The sequence below is a fragment of the Pontiella desulfatans genome, from assembly GCF_900890425.1.
GTDB lineage: Bacteria > Verrucomicrobiota > Kiritimatiellia > Kiritimatiellales > Pontiellaceae > Pontiella > Pontiella desulfatans.
Genome location: NZ_CAAHFG010000002.1, coordinates 1,265,975 through 1,291,752 on the forward strand (window position 1 = coordinate 1,265,975; position 25,778 = coordinate 1,291,752).

A 25,778-nucleotide genomic window follows, 5' to 3' on the forward strand; every position below is an offset into this window, starting at 1 on the left:
ATCATACTTATGCAAGTATGATGCTTTGGTCGGTTCCGGCCGAGGGGGAGTCGTTCCTGGCAGGAAATACTACTGCCAAGCTTGACCGGATTCGGTTTCTAGGGCACCGTGCTGTTTTTCCTAATCAAACCCGAACATAACCAGAGGACGGTATGTTATGAGCGATTGGATCGGCCATGAGTGCGGTATTGCCGCCGTTAGACTTCTGAAACCGCTCGATTACTACATCGAGAAATACGGCACCGCCATGTATGCCGTCAACAAGCTGACACTCCTGATGGAGAAGCAGCACAACCGCGGGCAGGACGGCGCCGGCGCCTGCGCGATCAAACTCGATATGCCGCCGGGCGTGCCCTATATCTTCCGAACGCGCTCGGCCGACAAAAACCCGATCATGGCCGTGCGCAACCGCATGGTGAAGGCCTTTGCCGATGCCCGCGAAAAGCATCCGGAAAAGATGGATGACGGCGCGTGGGTAAAGGAGAACGTGCTCTTCGCCGGAGAACTTTTGCTGGGGCATCTGCGCTATGGCACCCACGGTGCACAGGGCGAATCCTTCTGCCATCCCTTCCTGCGCCAGAATAACTGGATGACCCGCAACCTGGTGGTGGCCGGCAATTTTAACCTGACCAACAACAACGAGCTGTTCGATATGCTCGTCGATCTCGGTCAGCACCCGCGCAACAAGGCGGACACGGTGATGGTGCTCGAAAAGATCGGGCACTTCCTCGACGAAGCCAACGATTTCCTCTTCCGCAAATACCGCAAGGAAGGGCTCAACCGAATCGAGATCACCGAGAAGATCGTGCGCGAACTCGATGTTACCCGGATCCTCAAAAAGGCCACCCGTTCCTTCGACGGCGGCTATGTGATGTGCGGAATGATCGGCCATGGCGACCTGTTTGCCCTGCGCGATCCGAGCGGCATCCGCCCCGGTTTCTATTACCAGGACGACGAAATCGTGGTGATCGCCTCCGAACGCCCGCAGATCCAGACGGCGCTCAATATCCCGATCGGGGAGGTTAAGGAGATTGATCCGGGTCACGCCCTGATCGTCAAGCGGACGGGCGAAGTCAGGATGGAGAAGGTCAACGAACCCCTGGAAAAAACACCCTGTTCGTTCGAACGCATCTACTTTTCGCGCGGCACCGACGCCGACATCTACCAGGAACGCAAGAACCTGGGGCGCTCGCTGGTGCGCCGTGTGCTCGACAAGGTGGACTACGACCTGGAGAACACCGTGTTTTCCTACATCCCCAACACGGCAGAGACCGCCTTTTTCGGGCTGGTCGAAGGGGTCAAGGACATGGTGGGCGAGCGGATGAAATACCATCTGCTAAAGGAAAGCCGCCTGACCGCCGAGCGTATCGACGAGCTGCTTTCGTTCCAGCCCCGCGTTGAAAAGCTGATGACCAAGGATGCCAAGCTGCGCACCTTCATCACGGCCGATGCCGACCGCGAAGATCTCGTTGCGCAGGTGTACGATACCACATACGGCATTGTTAAGCCGACCGATACGCTCGTGGTGCTCGACGACTCCATCGTGCGCGGTACGACGCTGCGCACATCCATCCTTCGCATTCTCGACCGCCTCGGTATGAAGAAGATCGTCATTGTTTCCTCCGCGCCTCAGATCCGTTTCCCGGACTGCTATGGTATCGACATGTCGAAGATGAAGGATTTCGTGGCCTTCGAGGCCGCGGTTGAATTGTTGCGCGAATCCGGGCGCGAACATGTGCTGAACACTATCTACGAGGCGTGCAAAGAAGATGAGAAAAAGCCACGGTCCGAAGCCCAAAACCAGGTGCGAGGGCTGTTTGAACCGTTTACGCCCGACCAGGTTTCCGACAAGATTGCCCAGTTGCTCACGCCGGAGGGCATGAAGGCCGAGGTGCAAATCATCTATCAAAGCATCGGCGGCCTGCACGAAGCCTGCCCCGGCCACAAGGGCGATTGGTACTTCACGGGCAACTACCCAACCCCCGGCGGCCACCGCGTCGCCAATCGCTCCTTCATCAACTTCATGGAAAACAGCAACGAACGCGCCTATTGATGGCCGGAACGGTTCTTGTTATTTCCCGGACGCCTTGACGAGGGCGAAGAAGCGGTCTTCGTAGGTTGACCAGAGCCCGTTTTGCTTGAGCATGTCGGCGAGGGCGTTGATCCGCCCGGGATCGCGCGAGGCTTCGAGGAACGCTTGGTCGATGTTGTCGACCAGGCGTTTTTTGAGATCGAGCGACTGTTGCTGAAGGTCTTGTATGTTGGCCTGGGCGGAATGCTGGACGAGCTCGACCATCAGCTTCATGAGGCAGACCCGCCAGGGGTCGTCGACCCCCACGAGAATGGCGCTGAGGGGATCGTTTAGCTCGGCCACTTCGGTTTTGACCCGCGCGAGGACGTTATCGATGTGGTCGGTAACGATGTATTCCTTGAGCTCCTGCTTCTGCAACGAAAACCCGTATTGCAGGATGCGCAGGTCGTTGGCGTGTTCCTTCAGCCACTCTGCATACTGCCGGGCCTCTTCGCCAAGGTCGCCGACATCCACCTGCCCCAGTGCGCCGGGGGTGATGATGGCGGGCTTGAGCGCCTTGAGGTGGCCTTCGCGAACCACGACCTTCTCGGTGCTGTCCATCTGCTGGCAGACGAGGTAATAGTTCACCACCGTGTCGCCGAAGGTTTCGAGCCGGTTGGTCGGGGTGCTGATTAGTTCGGTGTTGTTCACCGCATACCAAAAATCGAATGGTTTGTTATTGCTCATGGATTCGTAACGAATAATTCGTAATGCGTAATGTGTTCGGGCAGGCATTTAAAACCTTACGAATTACGCCTTACGCCTTACGTCCTATTTCATATTTTTCTCGTTGGCGGTGTAGTCGGCGAACTTCATCGAGACCACCTTGGAGATGCCGCGGGTTTGCATGGTGACGCCGTAGATCACGTCGGCCGCGGCAATGGTCTGGCGGCTGTGCGTGATGATGACGAATTGCGACATGGTGAGGAAATCCTTCAGGGCATCGACAAAGCGGTTGATGTTGGCGTCGTCGAGGGCGGCATCGAGCTCGTCGAGCACGCAGAAGGGGCTGGGCTTGACCTTGAAGAGCGAGAAGAGCAGGGCGACCGCCGTCATGGTGCGCTCGCCGCCCGAAAGCAGCGAAATGGTCTGCAGCTTCTTTCCGGGGGGGCGGGCAATGATTTCGATGCCGGCCTCGAGCACGTCCTCGTCGTCGGTCAAAACCAGCTTGGCGGAACCGCCGCCAAAGAGCCGCTTGAACATTTCCTGGAACTGCTCGTTCACCTTGTCGAAGGTCTCTTTGAACAGCTCGGTGGTGGTGTTGTTGATGGTCTTGATCATGTCGAGCAGCTGGGTCTTGGCCGCCAGCAGGTCTTCCTGCTGCTTGTTCAGGAAGGCATAGCGTTCTTCGTGCTCGGCGTGTTCCTCGATGGCCACCAGGTTGACCGGGCCCATCGAATCGATCTTGGCCTGGAGCTCGGCCACGCGGGTTTCAATCACCTCACGCTCGGGCACCTCGTCGTTTTCCCAGCGGGGGGCTTCGGATTCGCCGAGTTCTTCCTTGGTAATGTGGTAGGCGCCGGTCACGCGTTCCAGCGCGTTGTCGTAGCGCATGGCATATTCGGCCTTCTCGACCTCGAACTTGGATTTGCGGTTGAGTTCGGCTTCCAGCCCGGTGCGGATGGTCCGCAACCGGTTTTCGGCGGTGGTGAGGATCTGGATGGTTTCCTCGCGGCGCGCGCGTTCGGCTTCGAGCGTCTGCGAGGTCTCGTCCAGCCGGATCTCGAGCGGCTCGATCTTGTTCTGCTCGTCCTCGATGGAAACCCGCAGGTCTTCGATGCGGCGGTTGTAGGAATCGATCCCGCCGGTGCGGTCGTTGATCAGTTCTTCGAGCTCGCCAATGCGCGCTTCCATCGGCTGTTTACGGTTGTTGAGATGCTCCAGCGCCCCCGATTTCTGCGAGTAGACAATCCGGTGCTCCGAGGTGATCTGCAGGGCATCGCTGCGCCGTTCCTCGATTTCGGTCAGAGCCTTGGTCTGCTCGGCGCTCTGGATGCGTACGGCGGACTGGCGGTCGCGGATTTCCTGGAGCTCGTTGGCCAGGCGGGTGCGCATTTCAACGCCTTCGCTTTCGCTCTCGGTCAGGTTGTCGAGTTCGAACGTAACGGTTTCAACGCGGTCGCGCGCGGTGGCGGTTTCGCGGACAATGACCTGCCGTTCGCCCTCCTGCAGCGCGAGTTCGCGGCGGAACTCTTCGAGCATGTGGCGGGCGTTCTCGATGGTGCCGGCAATGCCGGACTCTTCACCGCGCAGGGTTTCGAGCGCGGTTTCCACGGCTTGGATTTCCGTTTCCAGCGCGTTGATCTCCACCTGCAACCGCTCGCGCATCTGGTGGCGGGCGAGGGGGCTCTTGTCTTCGGTTCCGGGCATCCAGATTTCCGACGCGCCGCAACCGGAAACCACGGTCCCGTTTTGGGTGGCGACCACGGTGTCGGCCGACAAGACCGTGGGGATCTCCATTTCGGAACCCACCACGCGCACGTTCCAGAAAAGGCGGCGCACCAGCGGGGCCACGGCATCGTCGAACGTGATGCAGTCGAGCAACCCCTTGCCAATGGCGGAGGAATCGAGCGTGGCCGCTTCCTTGGGGGAGGATACGCTGAACAGGCGGGCGCTGCCGGCCTCCTGGTCGCGCAGCCAGTTGAGCGCTTCGCGCGCATAGGCCTCGTCGCGGACGACGATGGCATCGATGCACGGGCGCAGGATGGCCTCGAGCGCGGTCTGGTATTCCGGCGACGTGGTCATCTGTTCGGCCAGCGGGCCGATGATGCCGGCGCGGTCGGGCGTATAGTCGTCGGGCGGATCGAGCAGCATCTGTGCGCCGGGCGGGAACCCTTCCGTACGGGCCTCGCCGCCGGAAAGCATTTCGAGCTGTGCGCGCTTGGCGGCGGCGTTCTTCTGTGCCTCGTTCAGCTTGCGTTCGTTCTCGACAATCAAATCCTTGCGGTTGGCGCGGTCGGAGTTGAGGGCGTTGAGCGTATCGGCCTGTTCGGCCACCTTGCCCTGTAGCATTTCAACCTTGCCGTTCATTTCCTCCTCGCGCTCAAGAAAGGATTTGAGGGAGCGCTCGAGTTCCGATTTCTCGGTGGCGAGGCGTTCCTTCTTGAGCATCGCCTCGCGGTCGCGCGCATCGAGGGCGTTGAGCTCGTTCTGCATCTTGGAGGCCTTGGAATCGAGGGCGACCGACTCGTTGCGCAGGTTGTTGAGCTGCGCCCGGGTGCCGTTCATCTGCTCTTCGACGTCCTTCTGGACCGCGGTAACCTTCTCCAACCCTTCGGCGGCTTCCGCCTTGGCGGTTTGGGCCTCGGCGATGTCGTCGATGATTTTTTGCAGCTCGTTGCGGTGCGCTTCGAGGCGCATGCGGGCTTCCTCGGTCTCCTGCGAATTGCGCTGGGCGAGGGTGGAGAGCTCGGCGATGCGGTCGGTGTTCATCGCGATCAGGTTGCGGGTGCGCTCCAGCTCGCTCCGTGCGGCGGAGGCCTGTTCCATGGCCACCGAGATGGTCTCCTCGAGTTCGGTGAGCGCCTTGCGCGAGGATTCGGCTTCGTCTTCGGCGGTTTCGACCTGCTCGTGCAGCTCGTTCACCTTGCGCTCCAGCACATTCAGTTCGCCGGTCAGTTCGTTGAGCTTCCGGGCATATTCCTGCAGCCGCTGGTTGGTGACATAGATGTCGAGGCCGCGCATCTCTTCCGAGAGCTCCTTGAAGCGCTTGGCCTTGCCCGCCTGGCGCTGCAGCGAAATGATCTGGCGCTTCACCTCGCGGATCACATCGTCCAAGCGCAGCAGGTTGGCCTCGGTGTGCTCCAGTTTGCGCAGGGCCTCCTTTTTATCGGCCTTGTATTTGGTGATGCCGGAAGCCTCTTCGAAGACGGTGCGGCGGTCTTCCGGGCGCGCGGAGAGAATCTGGTCGATCTTGCCCTGCTCGAGCACGGAATAGGAGTCGGTGCCAACGCCGGTGTCCATGAACAGGCGGTGGATATCCTTTAGGCGGCACGCCTTGCGGTTGAGGAAATAGCCACTCTCGCCCGAACGGAACACGCGCCGGGTAATGCACACCTCGTTAAACTCGATGCCGAGCGCTTCCGTGCAGTCGGCCAAGGTGATGCTCACCTCGGCCATGCCGAGCGGTTTGGCGGAATCGGTGCCGTTGAAGATCACGTCCTCCATCTTGGCGCCGCGCAGCGCCCGGGCGCGCTGTTCACCCAGCACCCAGCGCACCGAGTCCGATACGTTGCTTTTGCCGCAGCCGTTGGGCCCGACAATCGCCGTCATGCCCGGCTCGAATTCGAGCTTGGTCTTGTTCGCGAAGCTCTTAAAGCCAACGATTTCCAAGGTTTTCAAATACACGCGGAGTTCCTCCCAAAAAATGAACGCCGAAACTAGCACAGTCGGCCAGTGCGATGAAATCCGATTTTGGCGGAAATCGGGCGTTCCGAACGGATTGTGAAGGTATGGTTTCCAAAAGGTTGCCAGCGGCATTATTCTGCCCTATTCATTTTGCTCAAATTCGGAGGACGAGGAATGGATATCTACAACGTTGAAAACGGCGAGACGGTCTTTGACCAGGACGGTTGTGTAGGGACGCGGCTTTACGAGGCGGCGGGGTGTGAATATGTGCACCTGGCCATCGCACCGGGCGGCGGGATTCCCGAGCACGCGCTGCCGCTGGCGGTTTCGTTCTACGTGCTGGAAGGGCGGGGCCGATGCACGGTTTCCGGGGCGGAGTGCGAAGTGTCCGCCGGTGAAATGGTCGAATGCCCGCCGAATGAGCCGCGCGGCTGGCGCAACGAGTCCGCTGAAACGTTGCAGGTGCTGGTGATCAAGCGGGCGGCAAACCGCGCTGGGCACGAATTGCGCTGACTTATCCCAACCCGGCGGAGCCGGAACCAAATTTTACCACCCGGTTGCCGCTTCGCTGCCGTCGCTTCGCGCCAGCCTCACTTCGTGTCGCTAGAGAGCACCGAGACACAGAGAACTCCATCCCTCTGTGCCTCCGTACTACTATCCGTCAATTTCTTGTTTTCCTGGCAAATTTTTTCACCACCCGCTGCGCTAGAGGACTCTGAGGCACAGAGGGTTAGGATGCTCTGTGTCTCTGAGATCTCTGTGGTAAAAAATCCGTGTCTTCGGTGTTCATCTGTAGCTTCAAATAATTTGGTTGCGGCACCGCTGCTCCAGGTCCTCAGTGGTAAAAAAAATCCGTCGCAAACATGATAGGATTTGAAGAGGGACTAAACTCGGGAATGGAACCACGGATGAACGCATATGGACGCTGATATTCTAGAAGATACGAAATTGGTCTCACCCGCCCTGTGGGTTGGATATCGGTTAGGCATATCCTGTGTGGGTCTCTGTGTTTATCCTCGTTCATCTGTGGTTCATTTACGTTTCTAGCCTATAGTTTTTTTTCATGATGGCGCCGTTGCTTGGTGGGGCGGGCGGGCGCCGATCTACGGTGCGAGTTCCGTAGGGCCTGGTGGCCGTTTCCACTGGAACGCGTTTGATTAGAAAAAACGGTTGACTAATAGGGTGAAACGTTTAACTTGAGCGCTGGATTCACAAAGGAACAGTTAGGATGGGCGGTATGAAAAAACGGATTGTTAACGGGAAACGCGTTGAGTTGAGGCAGGGAAAGTTGTTTGTCGAGGGGGAGCACCTCTTCCTGAAAATCGGAAAGCCGTTGCGCAATTTTGGCGATAAGGGTGAAATTGAGCAGCTGATTGCCGATCTGGATTTGCTCAAGGCAAAAAACTACAACTGCATCGAGTTGAACTGCTATTGGCACCATCTGGACCGGGATGGCGACGGGGTGGTGGATGTGGACACCGAGCCGCTTAGTCGCCTGGTTGAGGAAATCAATGCGCGCGGCATGTTCGCATCGCTGTCGGTGGAGACCTACGGCGTGGGGGGCGGCCAGATACCGGACGGTTTCTGGGAAGGGCGTCCGGGGAACATTGCGGTGGGCATCGATGGCAACGAAGTGTCCGACACCGAGTTTGGCTACATGTCGAAGGTTCCTTCGCTCTATTCGCACGACTATCTGCGTTTGTCGCGCGCCTACATCACCGATCTGACCTCGAAGCTGGATGCCTCGAAGATTCTCTATTTCGAAACCACGGTCGAGCCGCAATACATGGGCGATGTCTGGATCGACTATTCCGTCCGGGCGAAAGAGGCCTATGAAGCATGGGTTGCCGAGAACGGGGTTGAGAACGCACAGCCGTTCCCGACCACGTTCCCGGTTGCGCAGGATTTTATCTACGATCCCGTCTGGAACCGTTTCCGTGCGGAATGGCTGGCTGGCTGGGTGAGCGGCGATGCCCAGGCTTTCCGCGATGCCGCCGGGGCGGATATTTGGGTGGCGGCCGACTATCTCGATCCCGATGAATCGAGCGTGCTGGCCCGCTGCGGCGATCCGATCGTCTATCTGCGCGGTCTCGGCGCCATCGATATCGTCCAGGTCAACTGGCACTGGCACTATGCCGACCGCGCGCCGAACCTCAAGGCCTACCAGCGGGTGCGCCAGGTGAACGAGGAGACCGGCCGCGACTGGGTGATTTCGGAGCATATGACGATCAATGGAACCGACTACCATGCCAAGGAGATGGAGGGCTTGCTGCTGAACACCATCCGCAACAGCACCCATTTCGGCTGGGAGTTCGTGGATGTTGCCGCCGATCCCGACGGGCCGGAGGTTCCGGAAGGCGAGGTGCAACCCGGCATGTTCAAGCCCGCGCACTTTTCGGTCTACGACAAGGACTGGAATCCCAAACCCAGCATGGCCGTGGTGGACGACCAGTGGGGGCGTTGGATGGAAGAAATCCAGCGCGCCTGCGGCAGACTTGAAGCATCGTTGGCCTAAAGGAGAAAGCCATGAAGCGTCTGTTTTGCATGTTGTGTTTGCTGGGGGTGGCGTTCGGGGCGGTTGCCGCGAAGAAGCCGAACGTGATCCTGATCATCACCGACGACCAGAGCTGGGACACGCTCGGTTTCATGGGCGGCAAGGTGCACACGCCGCGCATCGACCAAATGGCGAAGGAGGGGCTCTACCTCACGGACTTCAACGTGACGTCCACGGTCTGCTCGCCGTCGCGCTACAGTTTCCTGACCGGGCGCTATGCCGGGCGCTGCACCGGCGAACGCTTCATGCTTGAGCATCCGCCTGGCGACCAGACCCAGGTCGAAAACATTGGTGAAATGGAGCCAGACCGCTGGAACCTGGCGAAGTTGCTCCGTAAAAACGGATACAAAACGGGCTTCGTGGGAAAGAGCCATTTGATCAACCATGATTGGCTCAGTGAGCATGGGGGAAACGAAGCCAGCTGGAAAAGGGCCGGCCTGGAGCTTTACGCAAGGGATGCCGACCCAAGGGACCCCGAGGTGAACGCGAAAATGCAGCGCAACCACCGGAAATGGTGCGAGGCCATGAAGCCGTACGGCTTCGACTATGTCGATGGGTTTTACGCGGCGAACCTCCGCGAGTTGTTTAATGATGCCTTGAACGTCCACAACCTGGATTGGACGGTGGACAAGGCGTTCCGGTTTTTGGAGGGCGCCGGCGACGAACCGTTTTTCCTCTATTTTTCAACCACGCTGCACCATGGCCCGGCGCCGTGGTCGAATACGTTTTCCATGGATGCCGACCCGCGCATGACCGGCGAGGGTTTTGTGGAGGAGGGCTTCGAGGTCCTGCCATCGCGCGCCGATGTGCTGGAGCGCAACCGCCAGGCGGGGTTCAAGGACAACAAGGCGTTTGCGCTTTGGCTCGACGACGGCGTCGGGGCGATCCTCGACAAGGTGAAGCAGCTGGGGCTGGAGGAGGATACGCTGGTGGTCTTCGTTTCCGACCATGGTTCCTATCGCCACGGCAAGGCCACGCTGCACGACTACGGCATGCGCGTGCCGATGGTGCTTCGCTGGAAAGGGACGATCAAGCCGGGGTCGAAGTATGACGGCATCGTGGGCAATATTGATTTTGCCCCGACCATCCTCGACCTCTGCGGCATCCAGCCTCCGGCCGACTATGCGATGGATGGCGTCAGCTTCAAGCCCGTGCTGTCCGGCAGCCAGGAGCCGGTCCGCTCGGTGTTGTTCGGCGAGCTGGGCCATTCGCGCGGCGTCAAGACCAAGGAGTGGAAATACATCTCCGTCCGCTACCCGGAAAAGCTCCAGGCAAAGATCGACCGCGGTGAAAAGTTCAAGGGTTTCGAGGGCAACGAAATCGACCGGCCCTACCTGACGCGCAACGGCCATTTGGGGCACCATGCCTCCAGCCAGAACCCGCACTATTTCGAGGCCGACCAGCTCTACAATCTCAAGACCGATCCCGAGGAAACCGAAAACGTCTTCACGCAGCATCCGGAAGCCGCGCAGCGCATGAAGAAGGAGCTTTCCAACGCATTGAAGCAATTCGAAAACCGCCCCTTTGGCGAATTCACCCGATAGGGCAAATGTGGATGGAATGGGCAAGATCTTGTTCGGCCTTGTCCATCCCGTTGGCCCCGTAATCCCATCAAAAAAGAAGCAGTAGAATAGATGAAGGAATTTCACGTCATATCGCATACGCACTGGGATCGCGAGTGGTACCAGCCTTTTGAGGAGATGCGCCTGCGCCTGCTCGACCTGGTCGACAACCTGTTGGCCATCTTCGAGCAGCAACCGGACTATGTCTTCCACATGGACGCCCAGATCGTCTGCCTGGAGGACTACCTCGAAGTCCGGCCGCATCGGCGCGCCGACATCGCGCGGCACATCCGCGAAGGCCGCCTGCTGGTGGGGCCGTGGTATGTCCAGAACGATTTCAACCTGTGCAGCGGCGAGGCCACCGTCCGCAACCTGCTGATCGGCTCGACCCTTGCGGAAGAATGGGGCGCGTGCCAGCGCGTCGGCTATGCGCCCGACCAGTTTGGCCTAACCGGGCAGCTGCCGCAAATCTATGCGGGCTTCGGGGTGTTCCATACGCTCGCCGCGCGCGGCTACCGCTTCTATGAACGCGCGGAAGATGGCGCGCTCAGGCAAAAGACCATGCCGATGGAGTTCGACTGGATCGGTGCCGACGGCACGCGCATGAATTCGGTCAACCTGGCTTGCTGGTACAACAATGCGCAGCGTTTCCCCTCCGACGACAGCAAGGCCTGGGCATATCTGAGGCTGGTGGAGGAAAACCTGGAGCCGATTTCCAGCACGCCAACCAAGCTCTTGATGAACGGGGTTGACCATCTCGAACCGCAGGACGATCTGCTGCCCATTCTCGACGGGCTCCAGAAGCGGCTGGGCGAAGCGGCGCAAATCAAGCAATCGACCATGATTGAATGCCTGGAAAAAATCGCGGCGGATTTCGAGGGGCGGGCCAAGCCGGAGATCCAAGGCGAACTGCGCCACGGCGACACCACCCTGATTCTGCAGGGCACGCTCTCCTCGCGCCCCTATCTGAAACTGCTCAACATGCAGTGCCAGAACCTGCTTGAGCTGGTGCTGGAACCCCTCTACACCCATCTCGCCCAATGGTCGGGCGGCGCGGTGGAATATCCCGCCGACATGCTCGACTATCTATGGAAAGAGCTTCAGAAGAACCACGCGCACGACAGCATATGCGGATGCAGCGCCGACCGCGTTCACCAAGACAACGAAAACCGCTTCATGCGCATCCTCGATGCGGCGAACGAACTGCGCCGGCGGGGATTGAACCATCTCGTCCAGCGCATCGACCGCAAGGGCATGGATTCCGACGGATATATCCTGACCGTTGCGAATACCCTTCCATACGAACGCGCCGAAATGGTCGAGGCCGAACTGCATCCGTTGCTGGACGACGGGTTCGAGTCGTTTTCCCTGATCGATGAAAAAGGGAAAGCCATCGATTTCGAACTGCTGGCAACGGGTGAGGGCAACCGTTGCCTGTTCACGCCCTGCAACCTGCCCGGCCAAAAGCGGGTGCACAACCATCGCATCCGTTTCCGCCTGGCGGTTCCCGCCGGAGGCTACCGCACCTTGCGGTTGTATCGGAATGCGAAGGAGGCGGAGGTGGCAAGCACCCTGCGTCCGGCGCCGCAGGGCTGGGTGATGCAGAACGAGTTCATGCGCGTTGTGGTGGGCGCCGACGGGCAGGTTGACCTGCTCGATTCCGAGACCGGGATCGAGAGCCCCGATATTTTCGGCTTCGAGGATGTGGCGGATGTGGGCGAATCCTATTGGTTCACGCCCGACCCCGGGGCCGCGCCGATCGATTGCACGGGCAACCCCGAGGTCGCCATCGTCGGGGAACGGGGCGTGCGGCTCACGTATGCCTTCGGGGTAAGGCTGCACCTTTGGCTGGATGCCGGGTGCCGGCACCTCGCGGTTTCGGCGGAGGTGGACAACCGTCGCGAAAACCACCGCCTGCGCCTGCTGGTGCATACGGATGTACATTCCGACGAGTGCCTCAGCTCCCAGCCGTTCGACTGTGTTCGGCGGAGCGGTTCCCCGCCCTTCCCGGATTTGCGCGACGACTGGACCGAACCCAACAACGGGCTCGTTTCGGTGAAGGATTGGAACAAGCAATTTTCCATTTTCAACAACGGGATCTATGAATACGAGCACCTGCGCGATGCCCGCGGAACCATCGCCCTCACGCTGATGCGCTCCACCGCGCGCATCGCCAACGACCCCATGTGCTGCCAGGACACCCATGCGCCAGACCCGATGTGGGACGCGCCGGAAAACCAATGCCTGCGCAAGGTGTCGTATCGCCTGGCCATCCGGCCGGGGCAGGCGACCGAAGCCGCGTTGATGCGCGAAATGCAGGGTTTCCAGGTTCCGCTGCTGGCGGTGTTCGATGCGGTGGATAGCCGCAAGTTCAGCGGCGGCCGCCCCTATGTCGGCGAGCCCGGGCTTCAGGAATATTGGCACCGCCTGCCGGGCGACCCGGAAATCAATTTCCCGCTGCAGCGCGAAGGGCTGGCCCTTGATGAAAAGGCCGTGTTCAGCGCATTGAAGCGCGCGCACGACCGGGCCGCATGGATTCTGCGCTTCTTCAACCCCGCGGAAAACGCGATGGTCGCCGAGGCGCCGAAGCTGGAGGCCCGGGTGTCGGATTTGGACGAGCGCACGGGCGGTGCCGAGTGGTCGGCGGGAATGAAGGTTGGCGCGAAAAAAATTGTTACGCTACGCTTTACTAAGAGGATTGGAGAAACAAATGACAATGATTGATTATTTCGGAAAACTCGACTATTCCTTCATGATCTTTTATGTGGCCGTACTGATCGGACTGGGGTTCTACCTCAAGGCCCAGGCCTCGAAAAGCCTGGACAACTATGTTTGCGGCGGCGGGAATATCCCCTGGTGGTGCATGGGCATCTCCGGAATGGCCTCATTCCTGGATCTCGCCGGCACGGCCGTGATTGTTTCGTTCCTCTTTATGATGGGGCCTCAGGGATTGTTTGTTGAATTCCGCGGCGGCGCGGTTCTGGTTCTTCCGTTCATGATGCTCTGGACCGGCAAGTGGCACCGCCGTTCCGGCTGTCTTACGGGGGCGCAGTGGAATATCTTCCGCTTCGGCGATGGCTGGGGCGGGCGCGCATCCCAGTTGATGGCGGTGATTGCCACAGTGCTGACTTCGATCGGTATGCTCGCGTATCTGATTATCGGTGCCGGTATTTTTCTTTCCACCTTCCTTCCGTGGTCTCCGGCAACCTGTTCAATTGGTCTTCTGGTTCTTGCAACTCCATACACGATGATGTCCGGGTTTTATGGTGTGATTTTCACCGACCTGTTCCAGTCCTGTATCATCATCGCGGCGGTCATCTATGTGACCATCACGGCGTTTGCCGGTGTTGGAAGTTCGCAGGAAGTTGCAGACGTCGCCTTGGCCGTAACCGGTAATCCGGACTGGATCAGCGGCATGCCGAAGTGGGAAGTGCACGTGCCGAAAGGCTATGAGGTGTATAAGCATCTCATCATCTTCTCCGGCTTCTATCTGCTTCGGACGGTCGTCGCCGGTATCGGCACCGGTGCGGATCCGCGTTACTTCGGGGCAAAAAATGACCGCGAGTGCAGTAAGCTTTCCATGCTTTGGACGGGACTGATGAGCTTCCGCTGGCCGTTGATGATCGGCATTGCTGTGCTCGGTCTGTATTTGGTGAACGAGCTGATCCCGAATCAGGCCAATATCCAGCAGGCCGCTGAAGTCATTCAGGCCGAATATCCGGATACGGCTAAACCACTGTGGGGCGATCTGATCTCCTCGATTGCGAATACCCCCGAAAAGCATGACGCTGAATTGGTGACCTCGCTGCAGCAGATTCTCGGCGACGACAAGTTTGTTGAAAAAATGAACCTCATCAGTTTTGAAGGCACGGTGAATCCGGAGAAAATCCTTTCGCAGGTGCTGATGATGAAAGTGGCCAAGGGCATGCGCGGTATTCTGGTGATCGCGCTGATTGCCGCCGCCCTTTCAACCTTCGGCAGCTGGGTCAACCTGGGTACCAGCCAATTTGTGAACGACATTTATAAAGTGTGGTTCCGGCCGAAGGCTTCGACCAAAGAACTCATCCTGGCCAGTTGGATAACCGTAATATCGCTCGTCGGTCTCAGTTTCCTCTTCTCCCGTTCCCTGGAGAGTATCAACGAAATCTGGGGCTGGATGATGATGGGCTTCGGTGCCGGTTTCCTGGTGCCGAGTTTCCTTCGTCTTTACTGGTGGCGCTTTAATGGAGAAGGCAGCGCTATCGGAACCCTGGTCGGTCTGTCGGCCGCGATTGTTCAGCGCCTGATCGTGCCTGATCTTAACGAGGTGTACCAATTCTGCTTTGTGATGATTGTCGGGTTGATCGGTTCCATCGTAGCCACTCTGCTCACGAAACCGACCGATCCTGATGTGCTGGAGAACATGTATCTCAAGACCCGCCCGATGGGTATCTGGGGCCATCTGAAGAACAAGCTGCCGGAAGATGAGAAGCGGAAGGTGAGCATTGAGCACCGTAACGACCTGCTCGCACTGCCGTGCGCTATGGTTTGGCAGGTCTGCATCTTCCTGGTGCCGATGCTGTTTGTGATCCACAACTGGAAAGGTTTTGCCGGTTCATTCGTGCTGGGATTGGCGGCTTTTGCCGGACTCTATTTTATCTGGTGGCGCAACCAGCCGGAAACCAACTTCTACGAAGATTAACCTGATTTCATACCGAGTATATTTAAAGGAGAGATGATGAAGAAATTTCTGATGAGCAGTTGTGCTGCTTTGGCGGTGGGTGCTTTTGGTGCTGTCGTCAGTCCGGGTGACGATCTGCAGGCGGTTTTGGATCGGGGCGAGGATCTCGAACTGAAGCCGGGTGTTGTGTATAATGTGAAAGCCACGCTGCGCCTCAAAAAAGAAGGGCAGAAGATTTATACGAAGGGTGCCAAGGTACCTTCAGATTTCGCAACACTGCGTATTGCGGATGAAAGCGTGATGATGCTGCTTAACGGCGGCGGCGTGAAAGGCGCAAAGCTTGAGCACGTCATCTTTGATGGTAACCGCTACCGTATGTCCGTTGTACCTAAACCTAAAATCGGCGGGGGCGGCCAGCCGCCGTTGGTTCACTTCGGTGGCGACGGTGGCGACGATCAGGTTGTGCGTGAATGTGTCTTTATGAGCACCCGTACCTGGGCAACCCTCAAGTTCCATGAAGGAGCTTCCAATCTGCTGGCTGAAAACAACCTCTTCTTCGGCGCGGGCGTTGATCCGCGGGGGAATGGCAGAGAAGCCAATGAGCAGCCTTTCGGCTGGGGCGATGCCATCTCCTGCGCGGCGCGAGATTCGATGATCCGCAACAACCTCATCATCGATCCGACCGACGTCGGCGTCGTGCTCTACTGCGCGCCCGGCACCGTGGTGGAGGATAATGTCATTGCTTCGGTGTCGCGCGAATCCCTGGGTGGAATCAATCTGGTCGATGGCCTGGACTACTACGCCATCGATAAAGAAAAAACGAAGTTCGACTACCGCGGCTCGATCATACGCAACAACTATGTCGATGCTTTCGGCGCGCGCATCCACATGCACATTCCGGTCGGTTGCGTTCCGTGGGTGCCGCATTGGCGCGGGAAAACCCTGGTCGGCGGCGAGGTGACGGGCAATACGCTAGCGGGCGGCGCGGCGGCCTACGGCATGGTGGCCCACGATCTCAAGGATTGGAAAATCGAGGGCAACAAGAGTATCGCGTCCTATTCCGGCCTCGCCGAATACGGCGACCACAAGAATCCGCCGGATGATCCCGCGCCGTTCCTGTATGCAAACGGGACGATCAATGACTGTCAGCTTCAATCCGATTTTGTTCCCGCCAAGCGCCACATCGAGCATTTGCTGCGCACGCAGTTTGCGCCGGAGGACGAACATGGCTACCAGATGCACGACTATGGCGATGCCGAGGTCAAGGCGGTCGTCGAGGCGGCCTATCTCGAAATGCTCGGCCGCCCGGCCGACGAAGCGGGGCTGAAGGAAAAATCAAAACAGCTTCGGGAGCGCCAGTTCAATGCCGACGGCCTGCGCCGTGCGATGATGGCGAGCCAGGAATTCAAGAACAAGTTTGGCTATGTTGCGCCGGAGGACCTGCATCCGTACCGCGTCGGGCTGTGGTTCGGCATCTGCAACGAGCTGATCCGCAACCAGGGAAAGTTCCCTGCGGCGCTGGACCTCTATAAGGAAGCGCTCGCGTCACTGCTCGAAGACAAGCGCAATTTGCTCAAGATCGATCGCGTCGATGAATCGACCTTGCTCGGCAAGGTGATGTGCGGCTATCAGGGCTGGTACCGTGCACCGTCCGATGGTTCCGGCCTTTCGTGGGTGCACTGGCGCAGCCAGGCACTGCCCGGCGAAGCGGGCGATTTCTGGCCCGGGCGTTGCGGTATCGATTTTTGGCCGGACATGAGCGAGCTCGGCGAGCATGAAAAATTCAAGACCCAGTTCCGGCATGCCGACGGCTCCGCCGCCTATGTCTATAGCTCGCATGTGCGCGACACCACCGTGCGCCACTTCAAGTGGATGAAGGACTACGGCATCGACGGTGTTTTCGTGCAGCGCTTCATCATGGAAACCACCATCGACGGCGACCAGGAGGCCATCCTCAGCGGCCACGCCTACAACAAGGTGCTCGAGCATGTGCGCGACGGTGCCAACCAATATGGCCGCACCTACGCCATTATGTACGACCTCACCGCGATGCCTGAGAACTATGTCGAGACGTTCAAGGAAGACTGGATGCAGTTGGTCGATGAAATGAACATCACCCGCGATCCGTATGATAAAGCCTATCAGAAGCACAATGGTAAACCGGTGGTGGCCATCTGGGGCGTCGGCTTCCGGCGCGGCTACACGGCTGAAGACGTGGCTGAAATGGTCGACTTCCTGAAAAACGATCCGAAGTATGGCGGGTGTTCCGTCATGCTCGGAACCGCCACCGGCTGGCGTACGGGCATGGGCGATGGCGCCTCCTTCAAAAAATGGGAGCCGGTCTACAAGGCGGCCGATGTGGTTTCCGCCTGGACGGTGGGTCGTTTTGGCAAAGTGGTCGAAGCCATTAAATATGCAGAGGGCACCGCAAAGGAAGACCGGGTCTGGTGTCAGGAAAACGGGCTGGAATTCATGCCCGTCGTTTTTCCCGGCTTCACGTGGTCGAACCTGAAGAAGGAATTCCCGCACGAAAACCCCGGCGCGTGGATCGATCGCCAGGATGGCCAGTTCCTCTGGTCGCAGGTTGCCGCGCATCTGGAAAACGGTCAGACCATGATCTACCAGGCCATGTTCGACGAGCTCGACGAAGGCACGCAGATCTTCAAGGTTTCCGACAATCCGCCGGTGGGTGGGAGTACGTTCCATACCTACAACGGCCTGCCGTCCGACCACTATCTCTGGCTCGTCGGCGAGGCCACCAAGATGGCGCGCGGCAAGGCGCCGGTGACGGATCGCATTCCCGAGCGCGAGGGGCACGACGATGTGAACAAGCGCACGGCGGAAGCCTACAAAAACAAAAAGTGAGCCAGCACGTAGTGCAGGCTCTACTGGTAAAGCCGCCACTATGTGGTGGCTTTCGCTAGTGAGGTGAAGATGAAGAGTACCGTTATTGTATTGTCGTTGCTTGTTGCCGCTTGTGCTTCGGCGGAACTGCAACTCAACGGACTGTTCACCGACAACATGGTGCTCCAGCGCAATCAACCGGTTCCGATCTGGGGCACCGCCGATCCCGGCACGAAGGTCTCGGTTGGGTTTGCCGGCCAGAAAAAGATTGGTGTGGCAAGTGCCGGTGGCGAGTGGCAGGTGATGCTCGATCCCATGGACGCATCGACGAACTTGCAAATCCTTCAAGTTTCGAGTCTCAAGTCTCAAGTTTCACGCTCCAATGTGCTCATTGGCGATGTTTGGCTGTGTGCCGGTCAGTCCAACATGGCCCAGACCATGAAACGCTACCTGATCTGGGACCGGGTGAAGGATGGATTTTCCAACGACCGGCTGCGTTTCTTTAAAATCAAGGAGGGCGGGGTTGGTAGTGCGGAGCCGATCAAGGAACTGGTTATTGATCCTTTCTTTAAAGACTCTTGGCAGGCGTGCTCGCCGGAATTCGCCGCCGAGTTTTCGGCGACGGCGGGCTTTTTCGGCATGAAGCTCCAGCGCGATGCCGGCGTGCCGGTCGGCTTGCTCTACGCCAACCGCGGTGGAACCCAGGCCAACATGTGGATGCCGCGCGAGGTGTTGGAGGCCCAGCCGGACTATGCCCGCTTCCTGGATGCATCGAACCCCAACTGGAAACCGTCGCAGGGGAATCCCGGTGCCATCCGTGCGCCCTCCCATCTTTATAATGGAACCATCCATCCGCTGGCCCCCTTCGCGATCAAGGGGTGCATCTGGTACCAGGGCGAGTCCGACTCGCAATACTCGGAGATCTATACGGAAATGATGGGCGACCTCGTCGCGTCGTGGCGCGCGGAGTGGGGCTATGGCTTTCCATTCCTTTTCGTGCAGCTCGCGCCCTACGACCGCGTCAACTGGGATGCGCCGTCGGAAGGGTGGGCGTGGCAGCGCGAGGCGCAGTTCCAATGTCTGGAAACAATTCCAAACACTGGAATGGCCGTGATCATCGATGGCGGTGAAGCCATGGACATCCACCCGCAGGCGAAAGACCTTCCCGGCGAGCGGTTGGCGGTTTTGGCGGCGGCCCTCGATGATCCCCAGGTGGACGCCGGTTTTCCAATGGTTGAAAAATCAACGGTCAAAAACGGCCAGGCGCTGCTTCAGTTCGAAAACGTTTCCGGCGGGCTCCAAACCATGCGGGTGGCGATGAATGTTGAACGGGGTGCGCTGCATGGAAAGGGCGCGGATGCGGTTGTGGCTGAAGCCGATGAGCTGAAGGGATTCACCATCTGCGGTGCTGACCGGAATTTTGTGGAAGCTCAGGCCAGAATTGTATCGAAGGATTCCGTGCGGGTTTGGTCGCCCGAGGTGAAGGAGCCTGTGGCGGTGCGCTATGGCTGGGCCAACTTCCCCCTCTGCAATCTGTATGGCGGCAACGGCATGCCGGCTTCGCCGTTCCGCACCGACGATTTTCCGAAACCGAACCTGACGGGCGAAAAGCTCGGCGAGCTATTCAATGGCGTTAAGCTGGCGTGGGGCGATGCGATGGAGCTGCTGAACGCGGGCGATGGAACATTCCAGACCTTAGACGTGTCCGGCCTGCAGTCAAGCAAGGCCGAGGGGAGCTATCTGTACGCGAAGGCTGGTTTTGATGCACCGAAAGAAGCCGTTGTTCGCGTGGTCTATTTTGATGAAGGCTTTGGATCCATGCAACTGCGTTACGATTCCACCTCCGATGAAATCTTCGCCGGAAAGATTCCCGGACGCTGGAAACCGGGCGGTGAGATAGAGCTTAAAAATTCCAGGGTATGGAAAGTCGCTGATTTTGAATTGCCGGATGGGAAGTTTGCCAAGCGGTGCAACGGAGGGGATATCCGTTTGCAGTCCACCGGCGGGCTGATCGTCGGCGGGATTTATGTTCAGGAGAACTAGTATGAGGAAAATGATTCCAGTGCTGGCTGGTGTTTTTGCCGCCGGGTTGGTTTTGGCGGGTGCATCTAAACCGCCGGAACAACTCAATGTGCTCTTTGTGGTGGTGGACGACCTGAATGTGGATATGGCCTGCTACGGCCATCCGGTGGTGCAGACGCCGAACATCGACCGGTTCCGCGAGCGGGGCATGGTATTCAATAAGGCCTATTCCCAGTATCCGCTGTGCAATCCGAGCCGCAACTCGTTTCTGACGGGGCTCTATCCGGGGACGAGCGGAAACCTGGACAACGGGCAGAACATCCGCGAGGTGGTGCCGGATGTCGTGACGCTGCCGCAGGTGTTTAAAAACAACGGCTATCGTGCCGTGACGACCGGCAAGGTGTTTCATCAGAAAGACCCGCAGTCGTGGTCGCATATTTCCAATGTCCGGACGGGCGGGCTGCTGCCGACCAATAAAGACCCGAAGTTTTATTTCGGCTGGGGCGATGAAGGACAGACCAAAGGCGAAGGGCGGATGCTGGCCGACGATACCGTGAAATGGTTTACGTGGCGTTCGGTGGAAGAGGGCGAGGAATTTCTGAAGGATGGCCGTACGGCGCGCGCCACGGTGAACCGCATTGATGAGGCGGTGGAGTCGGGCGAACCCTTCTTTATTGCGGCAGGCTTCGCGCGGCCGCACGACCCCTATTTTGCGCCGAAGCGTTTCTTCGACCTGTATCCGTTGGAGTCGCTTACGCTTCCGGTGACGCCGGACGATGCGAGCGAGGTGCCGATGTACGCGTTCTACGACGTTTTCAAGAAGGCGTTCGACTCCATGGATGAACAGCGCAAGCTGGAGGCGATGCGCGCCTACTATGCCGGCATCTCCTACATGGATGAGCAGTTCGGCGTGGTGATGGATCATATGGAAGCCAAGGGGCTGCTGGACAATACGGTGGTGGTCTTTATGGGCGACCATGGTTATCAGGTGGGCGAGAAGGGCTACTGGAACAAGGCGGTGCTGTTTGAGCGTTCCTGCCGTGCGCCGTTGATCATTGCCGCGCCGAACATGAAAACGGCTGGCGGTACGTGTGAACGCATTGTTGAATTTATCGATGTATATCCAACGCTGACGGAGCTTTGCGGTTTGCAGAACCCCGAAGGGCTCGATGGAACCAGTCTGGTTCCAATGCTTGGAAATCCGAACGCGGAGCGCCGGGAGATGGCCTATTCCTATGTCAATGCCGACCGCTCCGTCCGCGACCCGCGCTTCCGCTACATCGTCTGGAAAGGCGGGGGCCGCGCGCTCTACGACCATTCAAAAGATCCCGGCGAGCACTACAACCTGGCCGGCAATCCGGAATATGCGCCCGTCGTCCAGCGGATGCAAAAGCTGGTCGAGGCCATGCCCGAGCCGGAAAAGTAGGGCTCCCTCTGTTTTCATCGGGATGTATACTTGCTGGAGCGCCGGTTCGTGGCTATGGTTCAACCTTTCATGTGCTATCGGTGGTGAGGGGTTGTTGCTGGTGGAAAGGATGTAGGTGCGGGTATGGGTGCGACGGATTGGATGAAGGGGCTCTTGGCGCTTCTGGTGGTTTCGGCATTTTCGGGATGTGGCAAGGATGCCCCGCCGAGCGAGCCGGTGGCCGTGGAACGCGATGTTTTGGTGGCGGAACAGGAGCCGCGGGTGGTGATCGAGGTGCCCACGCCCAGGATGCCGGTCCAGCTGGACGGCGGAGTGCTGCAACTGGGCCATAATGAATTCTCCTGCAAGATCCACCAGCCGGGCTCGGCGTTGAAGACCGTTGCGGCCATCACCTCGCCGGCCGTGAAGTTCGCCGGCCCTTGCCTAACGGTGGATGTGGGGCTGTCGGAAGGATTGGCCGAAATTCCGTGGGGAGAAGCCCTGGAGCTGGATGCCTTGCCCCACTTCGCGTTCTTTTCGCCGGAAAAAACAACGGTCGGCCTGTTCCTCGGCACGTCGGACCAGACGATCGGGACCACCCAACGGCTGTTTTTCCTCGATACCAAGACAGACCGCCGGGTGATGGTGATGACGCGCAACCGCGTTGCGCCGGATTGGATCGTGGGCGAAAACGGGTTGCCGGTGGGGGTTCGCGAACTGCGCTGGGATACGTTCGGGCTGAATGTTGCCCGGATCCACGACAAGCCGCGGGTGGCGCGGTGCTGGCGCTTCGAGGGGCAGCGCAAGCTGCGGGACCGCGAGATGGAACAGGCCTTGTTTGCCGAGGCTTTTGACAAAATCAAGTTCGAGCCGAACGAGTTGGATGCCTTGCGGGCGGCGGAAAACGGAACCGTTCCGCCGGAGCTGGGAACGAAGCTGATCGATGCGGTCTATTATGGCGCCCGCCTGGGCCAGACCAAGGAGACCGCCGCGCTGCTGGAAAACGTGCATCCGTCGTTGGGCAAGCAGCTTTTTCCGCTGCTGGATAATCCCGACGGGTATGCGCCAGAGGTTGGCGGCTTTGCCGGCGACCCTGCGAAATACGACCAGCTCACGGCCAGCCATCAGCGTTTCGAGGGCACCATCACCGCACTGCGCGGATTGTTGCGGAAACCGAAGGCGAAGGCGGCGCAGGACTTTGTTTCGGGCTATGATTTCACCCATGCCGCTGCGGCGGACCTTCCATGGGAATCCGCGGGTTCCATCAAACTGCTGGGGGTTTCCGATGCCAATTCCGACGGATTCATGGATGCCATCCTGTTTGTCGATCCCGGCCAGGCCGGTGCCGGTGCACGCCTAAGCATTCTCTCGCGCAAGCAGGCCGGCGGTAAATTCAGCGAAATCTCGTTGTAGCCCGTTGCTGGCGTGAAAAGTGGAAATCGGGTTTGCGGCGGCTTTGCCGGGGCGGTATTGTTCCGAAATCAATTATTTATGGCCTGAAAGTGGGAAAAAAATATGTCGGCAAAGATTATCGATGGTAAGCAGATTGCGGCGGATATCCGCGAGGAATTGAAGGCGGAAGTCGCCGGCCTGAAGGAAAAGGGGATTGTCCCGGGGTTGGGCGTCATCCTGGTCGGGGCGGATCCGGCGTCGCAGTCGTATGTTTCGGCCAAGGAAAAGGCCTGCGAAAACATTGGTATTTTTTCCGACGACAACCGCCTGCCGGCGGAAACCTCGCAGGAGGAGCTGCTGGCGCTGGTGGAGCGGATGAACAACGATCCGAAGATCAACGGCATTCTGGTGCAGCTCCCGCTGCCAAAGCATATCGATGAAGCCGCGGTGCTGCTGGCCATCGATCCGGACAAGGATGTGGATGGCTTCCATCCAATGAGCGTCGGCAAGATGATGGTGGGCGAGGAGGCGTTCCTGCCCTGCACGCCGCACGGGGTGGTGCAGATGCTGATGCGGAGCGGGGTCGAAACCTCCGGCGCGCACGTCGTGGTGGTCGGGCGCAGCAACATTGTCGGCAAGCCGGTGGCCAACATGCTCTTGCAGAAGAAGGAGGGGGCCAACGCCACCGTTACCCTCTGCCATACCCGAACGAAGGATCTCGGCCACCACACCCGCCAGGCGGACATCATCATTGCCGCCTCCGGTTGGCCGAACACCATCACCGCCGATATGGTGAAAGAGGGCGCCGTGGTGATCGATGTGGGCGTCAACCGGGTCGAGGATGCCTCCCGCGAGCGCGGCTACCGCCTGGTCGGCGATGTCGATTTCGAGGCCGTCAAGGAAAAGGCCTCGATGATCACCCCGGTGCCGGGCGGCGTGGGCCCCATGACGATTACGATGCTGTTGTTCAATACGGTGGAATCGGCCAAGCGCGCCAACGGGATTGACTGAATTTGGTGTTAGGTGGATAGTTCTTAAACGAAGGGAATATGGAGGTAGTTATGATTTCGGAAAAAATGCAGGAAGAGCTCAACGAGCAGGTGAACAAGGAATTCTATTCGGCCTATATGTATCTGGCCATGTCGGCGTATTGCAATACGATCGGTTTGCCGGGTTTTGAACACTGGATGCGGATGCAGTATGAAGAGGAGATCATGCATGTCACCAAGATGTATGATTATATTATGGGGCAGGGCCGTGCCGTGCATCTCAAAGCGATTGAGGAACCCCCGAAAGAATACGGTACCCCGCTGGAAATCATCCAGAAAACGCTGGAGCATGAGCAGTTCGTTACGAAGATGATCCACCAGCTGATGGATCTCGCGGTGCAGGAAAAAGACTATGCCACACAGACCTTCCTCCAGTGGTATGTGACCGAACAGGTCGAGGAGGAGGCCAATGTGAATGATATTCTTGCCCCGCTCCGGATGGTCGGGGGCGATAAGAGCGGACTGATGATGATCGACCAAAAGCTGGCCGGGCGCCCCGCGCCGGTTCCGCTAACCGCCAAGTAGGAGATAGTGCCATGATCCTCCGTAGACGATTTACCGGTCTTGTGATCGCCCTGGTTGTTTGTGTTGCCGCTGCTTCGCTGGCCTCCCGCAAGAACGAAGTAACGCTCTTGCTGGTTCCTCGGGAAGACCGTGCCAAACGAATCGGCATGGACATTGCGGGTTCCCAGCGGTTGCTGCTGATGAGCTATGCCGTGGGCGTCGATGGCTCGGTTTCGTTGCACGGTTGGACGGGAACCGAGTGGGTTAATGTGACGGTCAAAAAATTCAGGGAAGGGGCCTTTTTCCGAACCGGGCCGGATTCCGCCCTGATCGTGGAGAAGGCCGGCGTGCCCGTGCCCGACAGCCTGGTCCCGCCGGAAGCCTGGTGTGGTGCGGTCTACAAGATCACAACCACTGAAGAACGTCCGCTGATCCATCTGGCCGGCCAGTATTTCGACTTCAAATACAAGGAATGGCAAGCCTTTGCCGAAAACTACAACCTCCCGCTGGAGGCAATCAATCCGGAAGGGTTGAACGTCTCCTGGTACCACAAGCGTCTGAATGAGCATTTCAAGAAGGGGATCATGGTCGGCTCGAACGACCTGCGTTATTGGGTTGCCGTGCGGCATCCCGAAGCGGCGGTTGCCGAAGAGCCGGTTGCCGTGCCTGCGGAGGAAGCCGAAGAGACGCCCGCCATGGAACTGCCGGACGATCCGGATACCAATCCGCTAACCAATGCCGCCCCCGAAGCGGTTGTGCTCGGTGCGGATACGGCGCAGGAAGCCGTCGTCGAGGAGGAACCCGAAACGGTTCCGGCCAACAACTAGGACAGGTGGCATGATGATTGGATTCAAACGTATGGCGGCAATGTTGCTGGCGGCCGGTTTGCTGGTTTCCGTCGGTTGCGTTTCAAAGAAGGTTGAGCCGGAGCACAAACCCAAGCTGGGCATTTCGCAAAGCACGGACGGAATTCTGACGATGAGCCTCGATACCGAGGTCGGCTACAAATACAGCATCCTCTACCTCGATCCCAAGGAAAAGCGGTGGAAGATGATGAAAGGCTGCGAATCCATCATGGGCACCGGGAAAACCATCGAAATCCAGAAACGGGTCAATCCCCGCAAGCCGGTGCCGGCGCTCACGGTCGACTACGTGAAATTGTAGCAACGAATCCATTCATCTGGGGCATTCGTTGTATTTCCTTCATCCTGGAAACGTAAATGAACCGCAGATGAACGCGGATAAGCTCATACCAAATTAAACTGATTCGTTTTTTTACCACAGAGGGCACTGAGGAGCGGGATTGCTATATTTCTCTGTGCCTCCGTGTCCTCTGTGGTGAGACCATTCAAGCTAAGTTCCTATCAG

16 protein-coding genes are annotated in these 25,778 nt (G+C 58.6%); 14 read left to right on the forward strand and 2 right to left on the reverse strand.

Translation table 11 applies throughout. The features are described from left to right. Positions 1-157: 157 nt before the first annotated feature. Positions 158-2,053 (forward strand): amidophosphoribosyltransferase, encoded by a 1,896-nt coding sequence (locus tag E9954_RS20745; protein WP_136081179.1) that lies wholly within the window; start codon positions 158-160, stop codon positions 2,051-2,053. A gap of 18 nt (positions 2,054-2,071) precedes the next feature. On the opposite strand, the gene E9954_RS20750 is transcribed toward E9954_RS20745, so the two are convergent. Further along, positions 2,072-2,758 (reverse strand): hypothetical protein, encoded by a 687-nt coding sequence (locus E9954_RS20750; protein WP_136081180.1) that lies wholly within the window; start codon positions 2,756-2,758, stop codon positions 2,072-2,074. 84 nt (positions 2,759-2,842) lie between these two features. Next, positions 2,843-6,418: a chromosome segregation protein SMC gene (smc, locus tag E9954_RS20755; protein WP_168442461.1), complete on the reverse strand. Its 3,576-nt coding sequence runs from the start codon at positions 6,416-6,418 to the stop codon at positions 2,843-2,845. 174 nt (positions 6,419-6,592) lie between these two features. Between smc and E9954_RS20760 the strand changes: the two genes are divergently transcribed. The 13 genes from E9954_RS20760 (at position 6,593) to E9954_RS20820 (ending at position 25,574) form a co-directional block, all read left to right on the forward strand. Beyond that, complete coding sequence (locus tag E9954_RS20760; protein ID WP_136081182.1) at positions 6,593-6,931, forward strand: cupin domain-containing protein; 339 nt, start codon at positions 6,593-6,595, stop codon at positions 6,929-6,931. A 724-nt stretch (positions 6,932-7,655) separates the two neighbouring features. Further along, positions 7,656-8,933, forward strand: a complete 1,278-nt coding sequence (locus E9954_RS20765; protein ID WP_136081183.1) for a hypothetical protein — start codon at positions 7,656-7,658, stop codon at positions 8,931-8,933. Between the two features lie 11 nt (positions 8,934-8,944). Beyond that, a complete protein-coding gene (locus E9954_RS20770) occupies positions 8,945-10,516 on the forward strand; it encodes a sulfatase family protein (RefSeq protein WP_136081184.1) in 1,572 nt (523 codons plus the stop codon). Between the two features lie 90 nt (positions 10,517-10,606). Then, positions 10,607-13,258, forward strand: coding sequence for a glycoside hydrolase family 38 N-terminal domain-containing protein (locus tag E9954_RS20775; protein ID WP_136081185.1), 2,652 nt, complete (start codon positions 10,607-10,609; stop codon positions 13,256-13,258). Continuing rightward, positions 13,245-15,215 carry a sodium:solute symporter family transporter gene (locus tag E9954_RS20780; RefSeq protein WP_222847262.1) on the forward strand — a complete coding sequence of 657 codons (1,971 nt, stop codon included), beginning with the start codon at positions 13,245-13,247 and terminating at the stop codon, positions 15,213-15,215. Before E9954_RS20775 ends, E9954_RS20780 begins: the two co-directional genes overlap by 14 nt. A gap of 33 nt (positions 15,216-15,248) precedes the next feature. Next, positions 15,249-18,059: a glycoside hydrolase family 71/99-like protein gene (locus tag E9954_RS20785; RefSeq protein ID WP_136081186.1), complete on the forward strand. Its 2,811-nt coding sequence runs from the start codon at positions 15,249-15,251 to the stop codon at positions 18,057-18,059. A gap of 69 nt (positions 18,060-18,128) precedes the next feature. After that, positions 18,129-20,081 carry a sialate O-acetylesterase gene (locus E9954_RS20790; RefSeq protein WP_136081187.1) on the forward strand — a complete coding sequence of 651 codons (1,953 nt, stop codon included), beginning with the start codon at positions 18,129-18,131 and terminating at the stop codon, positions 20,079-20,081. 1 nt (position 20,082) lies between these two features. Then, positions 20,083-21,486, forward strand: a complete 1,404-nt coding sequence (locus E9954_RS20795) for a sulfatase (RefSeq protein ID WP_168442462.1) — start codon at positions 20,083-20,085, stop codon at positions 21,484-21,486. Positions 21,487-21,609: 123 nt separating this feature from the next. After that, positions 21,610-22,878, forward strand: coding sequence for a hypothetical protein (locus E9954_RS20800; RefSeq protein ID WP_136081189.1), 1,269 nt, complete (start codon positions 21,610-21,612; stop codon positions 22,876-22,878). Positions 22,879-22,980: 102 nt separating this feature from the next. Continuing rightward, on the forward strand, positions 22,981-23,868 hold the full coding sequence (folD, locus tag E9954_RS20805) for a bifunctional methylenetetrahydrofolate dehydrogenase/methenyltetrahydrofolate cyclohydrolase FolD (protein WP_136081190.1): 888 nt from the start codon (positions 22,981-22,983) through the stop codon (positions 23,866-23,868). A 50-nt stretch (positions 23,869-23,918) separates the two neighbouring features. Continuing rightward, complete coding sequence (locus E9954_RS20810; RefSeq protein ID WP_136081191.1) at positions 23,919-24,431, forward strand: ferritin; 513 nt, start codon at positions 23,919-23,921, stop codon at positions 24,429-24,431. 11 nt (positions 24,432-24,442) lie between these two features. Then, complete coding sequence (locus E9954_RS20815; RefSeq protein WP_136081192.1) at positions 24,443-25,237, forward strand: hypothetical protein; 795 nt, start codon at positions 24,443-24,445, stop codon at positions 25,235-25,237. Between the two features lie 10 nt (positions 25,238-25,247). Beyond that, a complete protein-coding gene (locus E9954_RS20820; RefSeq protein ID WP_136081193.1) occupies positions 25,248-25,574 on the forward strand; it encodes a hypothetical protein in 327 nt (108 codons plus the stop codon). Positions 25,575-25,778 lie beyond the last annotated feature (204 nt).

Bases quoted from the DNA above. Each gene is read 5' to 3' on its own strand.
- E9954_RS20745 (WP_136081179.1), top strand. From the start codon at position 158: ATGAGCGATTGGATCGGCCATGAGTGCGGTATTGCCGCCGTTAGACTT.
- E9954_RS20815 (WP_136081192.1), top strand. From the start codon at position 24,443: ATGATCCTCCGTAGACGATTTACCGGTCTTGTGATCGCCCTGGTTGTT.
- E9954_RS20800 (WP_136081189.1), top strand. From the start codon at position 21,610: ATGGGTGCGACGGATTGGATGAAGGGGCTCTTGGCGCTTCTGGTGGTT.
- E9954_RS20785 (WP_136081186.1), top strand. From the start codon at position 15,249: ATGATGAAGAAATTTCTGATGAGCAGTTGTGCTGCTTTGGCGGTGGGT.
- folD (WP_136081190.1), top strand. From the start codon at position 22,981: ATGTCGGCAAAGATTATCGATGGTAAGCAGATTGCGGCGGATATCCGC.
- E9954_RS20820 (WP_136081193.1), top strand. From the start codon at position 25,248: ATGATGATTGGATTCAAACGTATGGCGGCAATGTTGCTGGCGGCCGGT.
- E9954_RS20765 (WP_136081183.1), top strand. From the start codon at position 7,656: ATGAAAAAACGGATTGTTAACGGGAAACGCGTTGAGTTGAGGCAGGGA.
- E9954_RS20770 (WP_136081184.1), top strand. From the start codon at position 8,945: ATGAAGCGTCTGTTTTGCATGTTGTGTTTGCTGGGGGTGGCGTTCGGG.
- E9954_RS20780 (WP_222847262.1), top strand. From the start codon at position 13,245: ATGACAATGATTGATTATTTCGGAAAACTCGACTATTCCTTCATGATC.
- E9954_RS20790 (WP_136081187.1), top strand. From the start codon at position 18,129: ATGAAGAGTACCGTTATTGTATTGTCGTTGCTTGTTGCCGCTTGTGCT.
- E9954_RS20760 (WP_136081182.1), top strand. From the start codon at position 6,593: ATGGATATCTACAACGTTGAAAACGGCGAGACGGTCTTTGACCAGGAC.
- E9954_RS20795 (WP_168442462.1), top strand. From the start codon at position 20,083: ATGAGGAAAATGATTCCAGTGCTGGCTGGTGTTTTTGCCGCCGGGTTG.
- E9954_RS20810 (WP_136081191.1), top strand. From the start codon at position 23,919: ATGATTTCGGAAAAAATGCAGGAAGAGCTCAACGAGCAGGTGAACAAG.
- E9954_RS20750 (WP_136081180.1), bottom strand. From the start codon at position 2,758: ATGAGCAATAACAAACCATTCGATTTTTGGTATGCGGTGAACAACACC.
- E9954_RS20775 (WP_136081185.1), top strand. From the start codon at position 10,607: ATGAAGGAATTTCACGTCATATCGCATACGCACTGGGATCGCGAGTGG.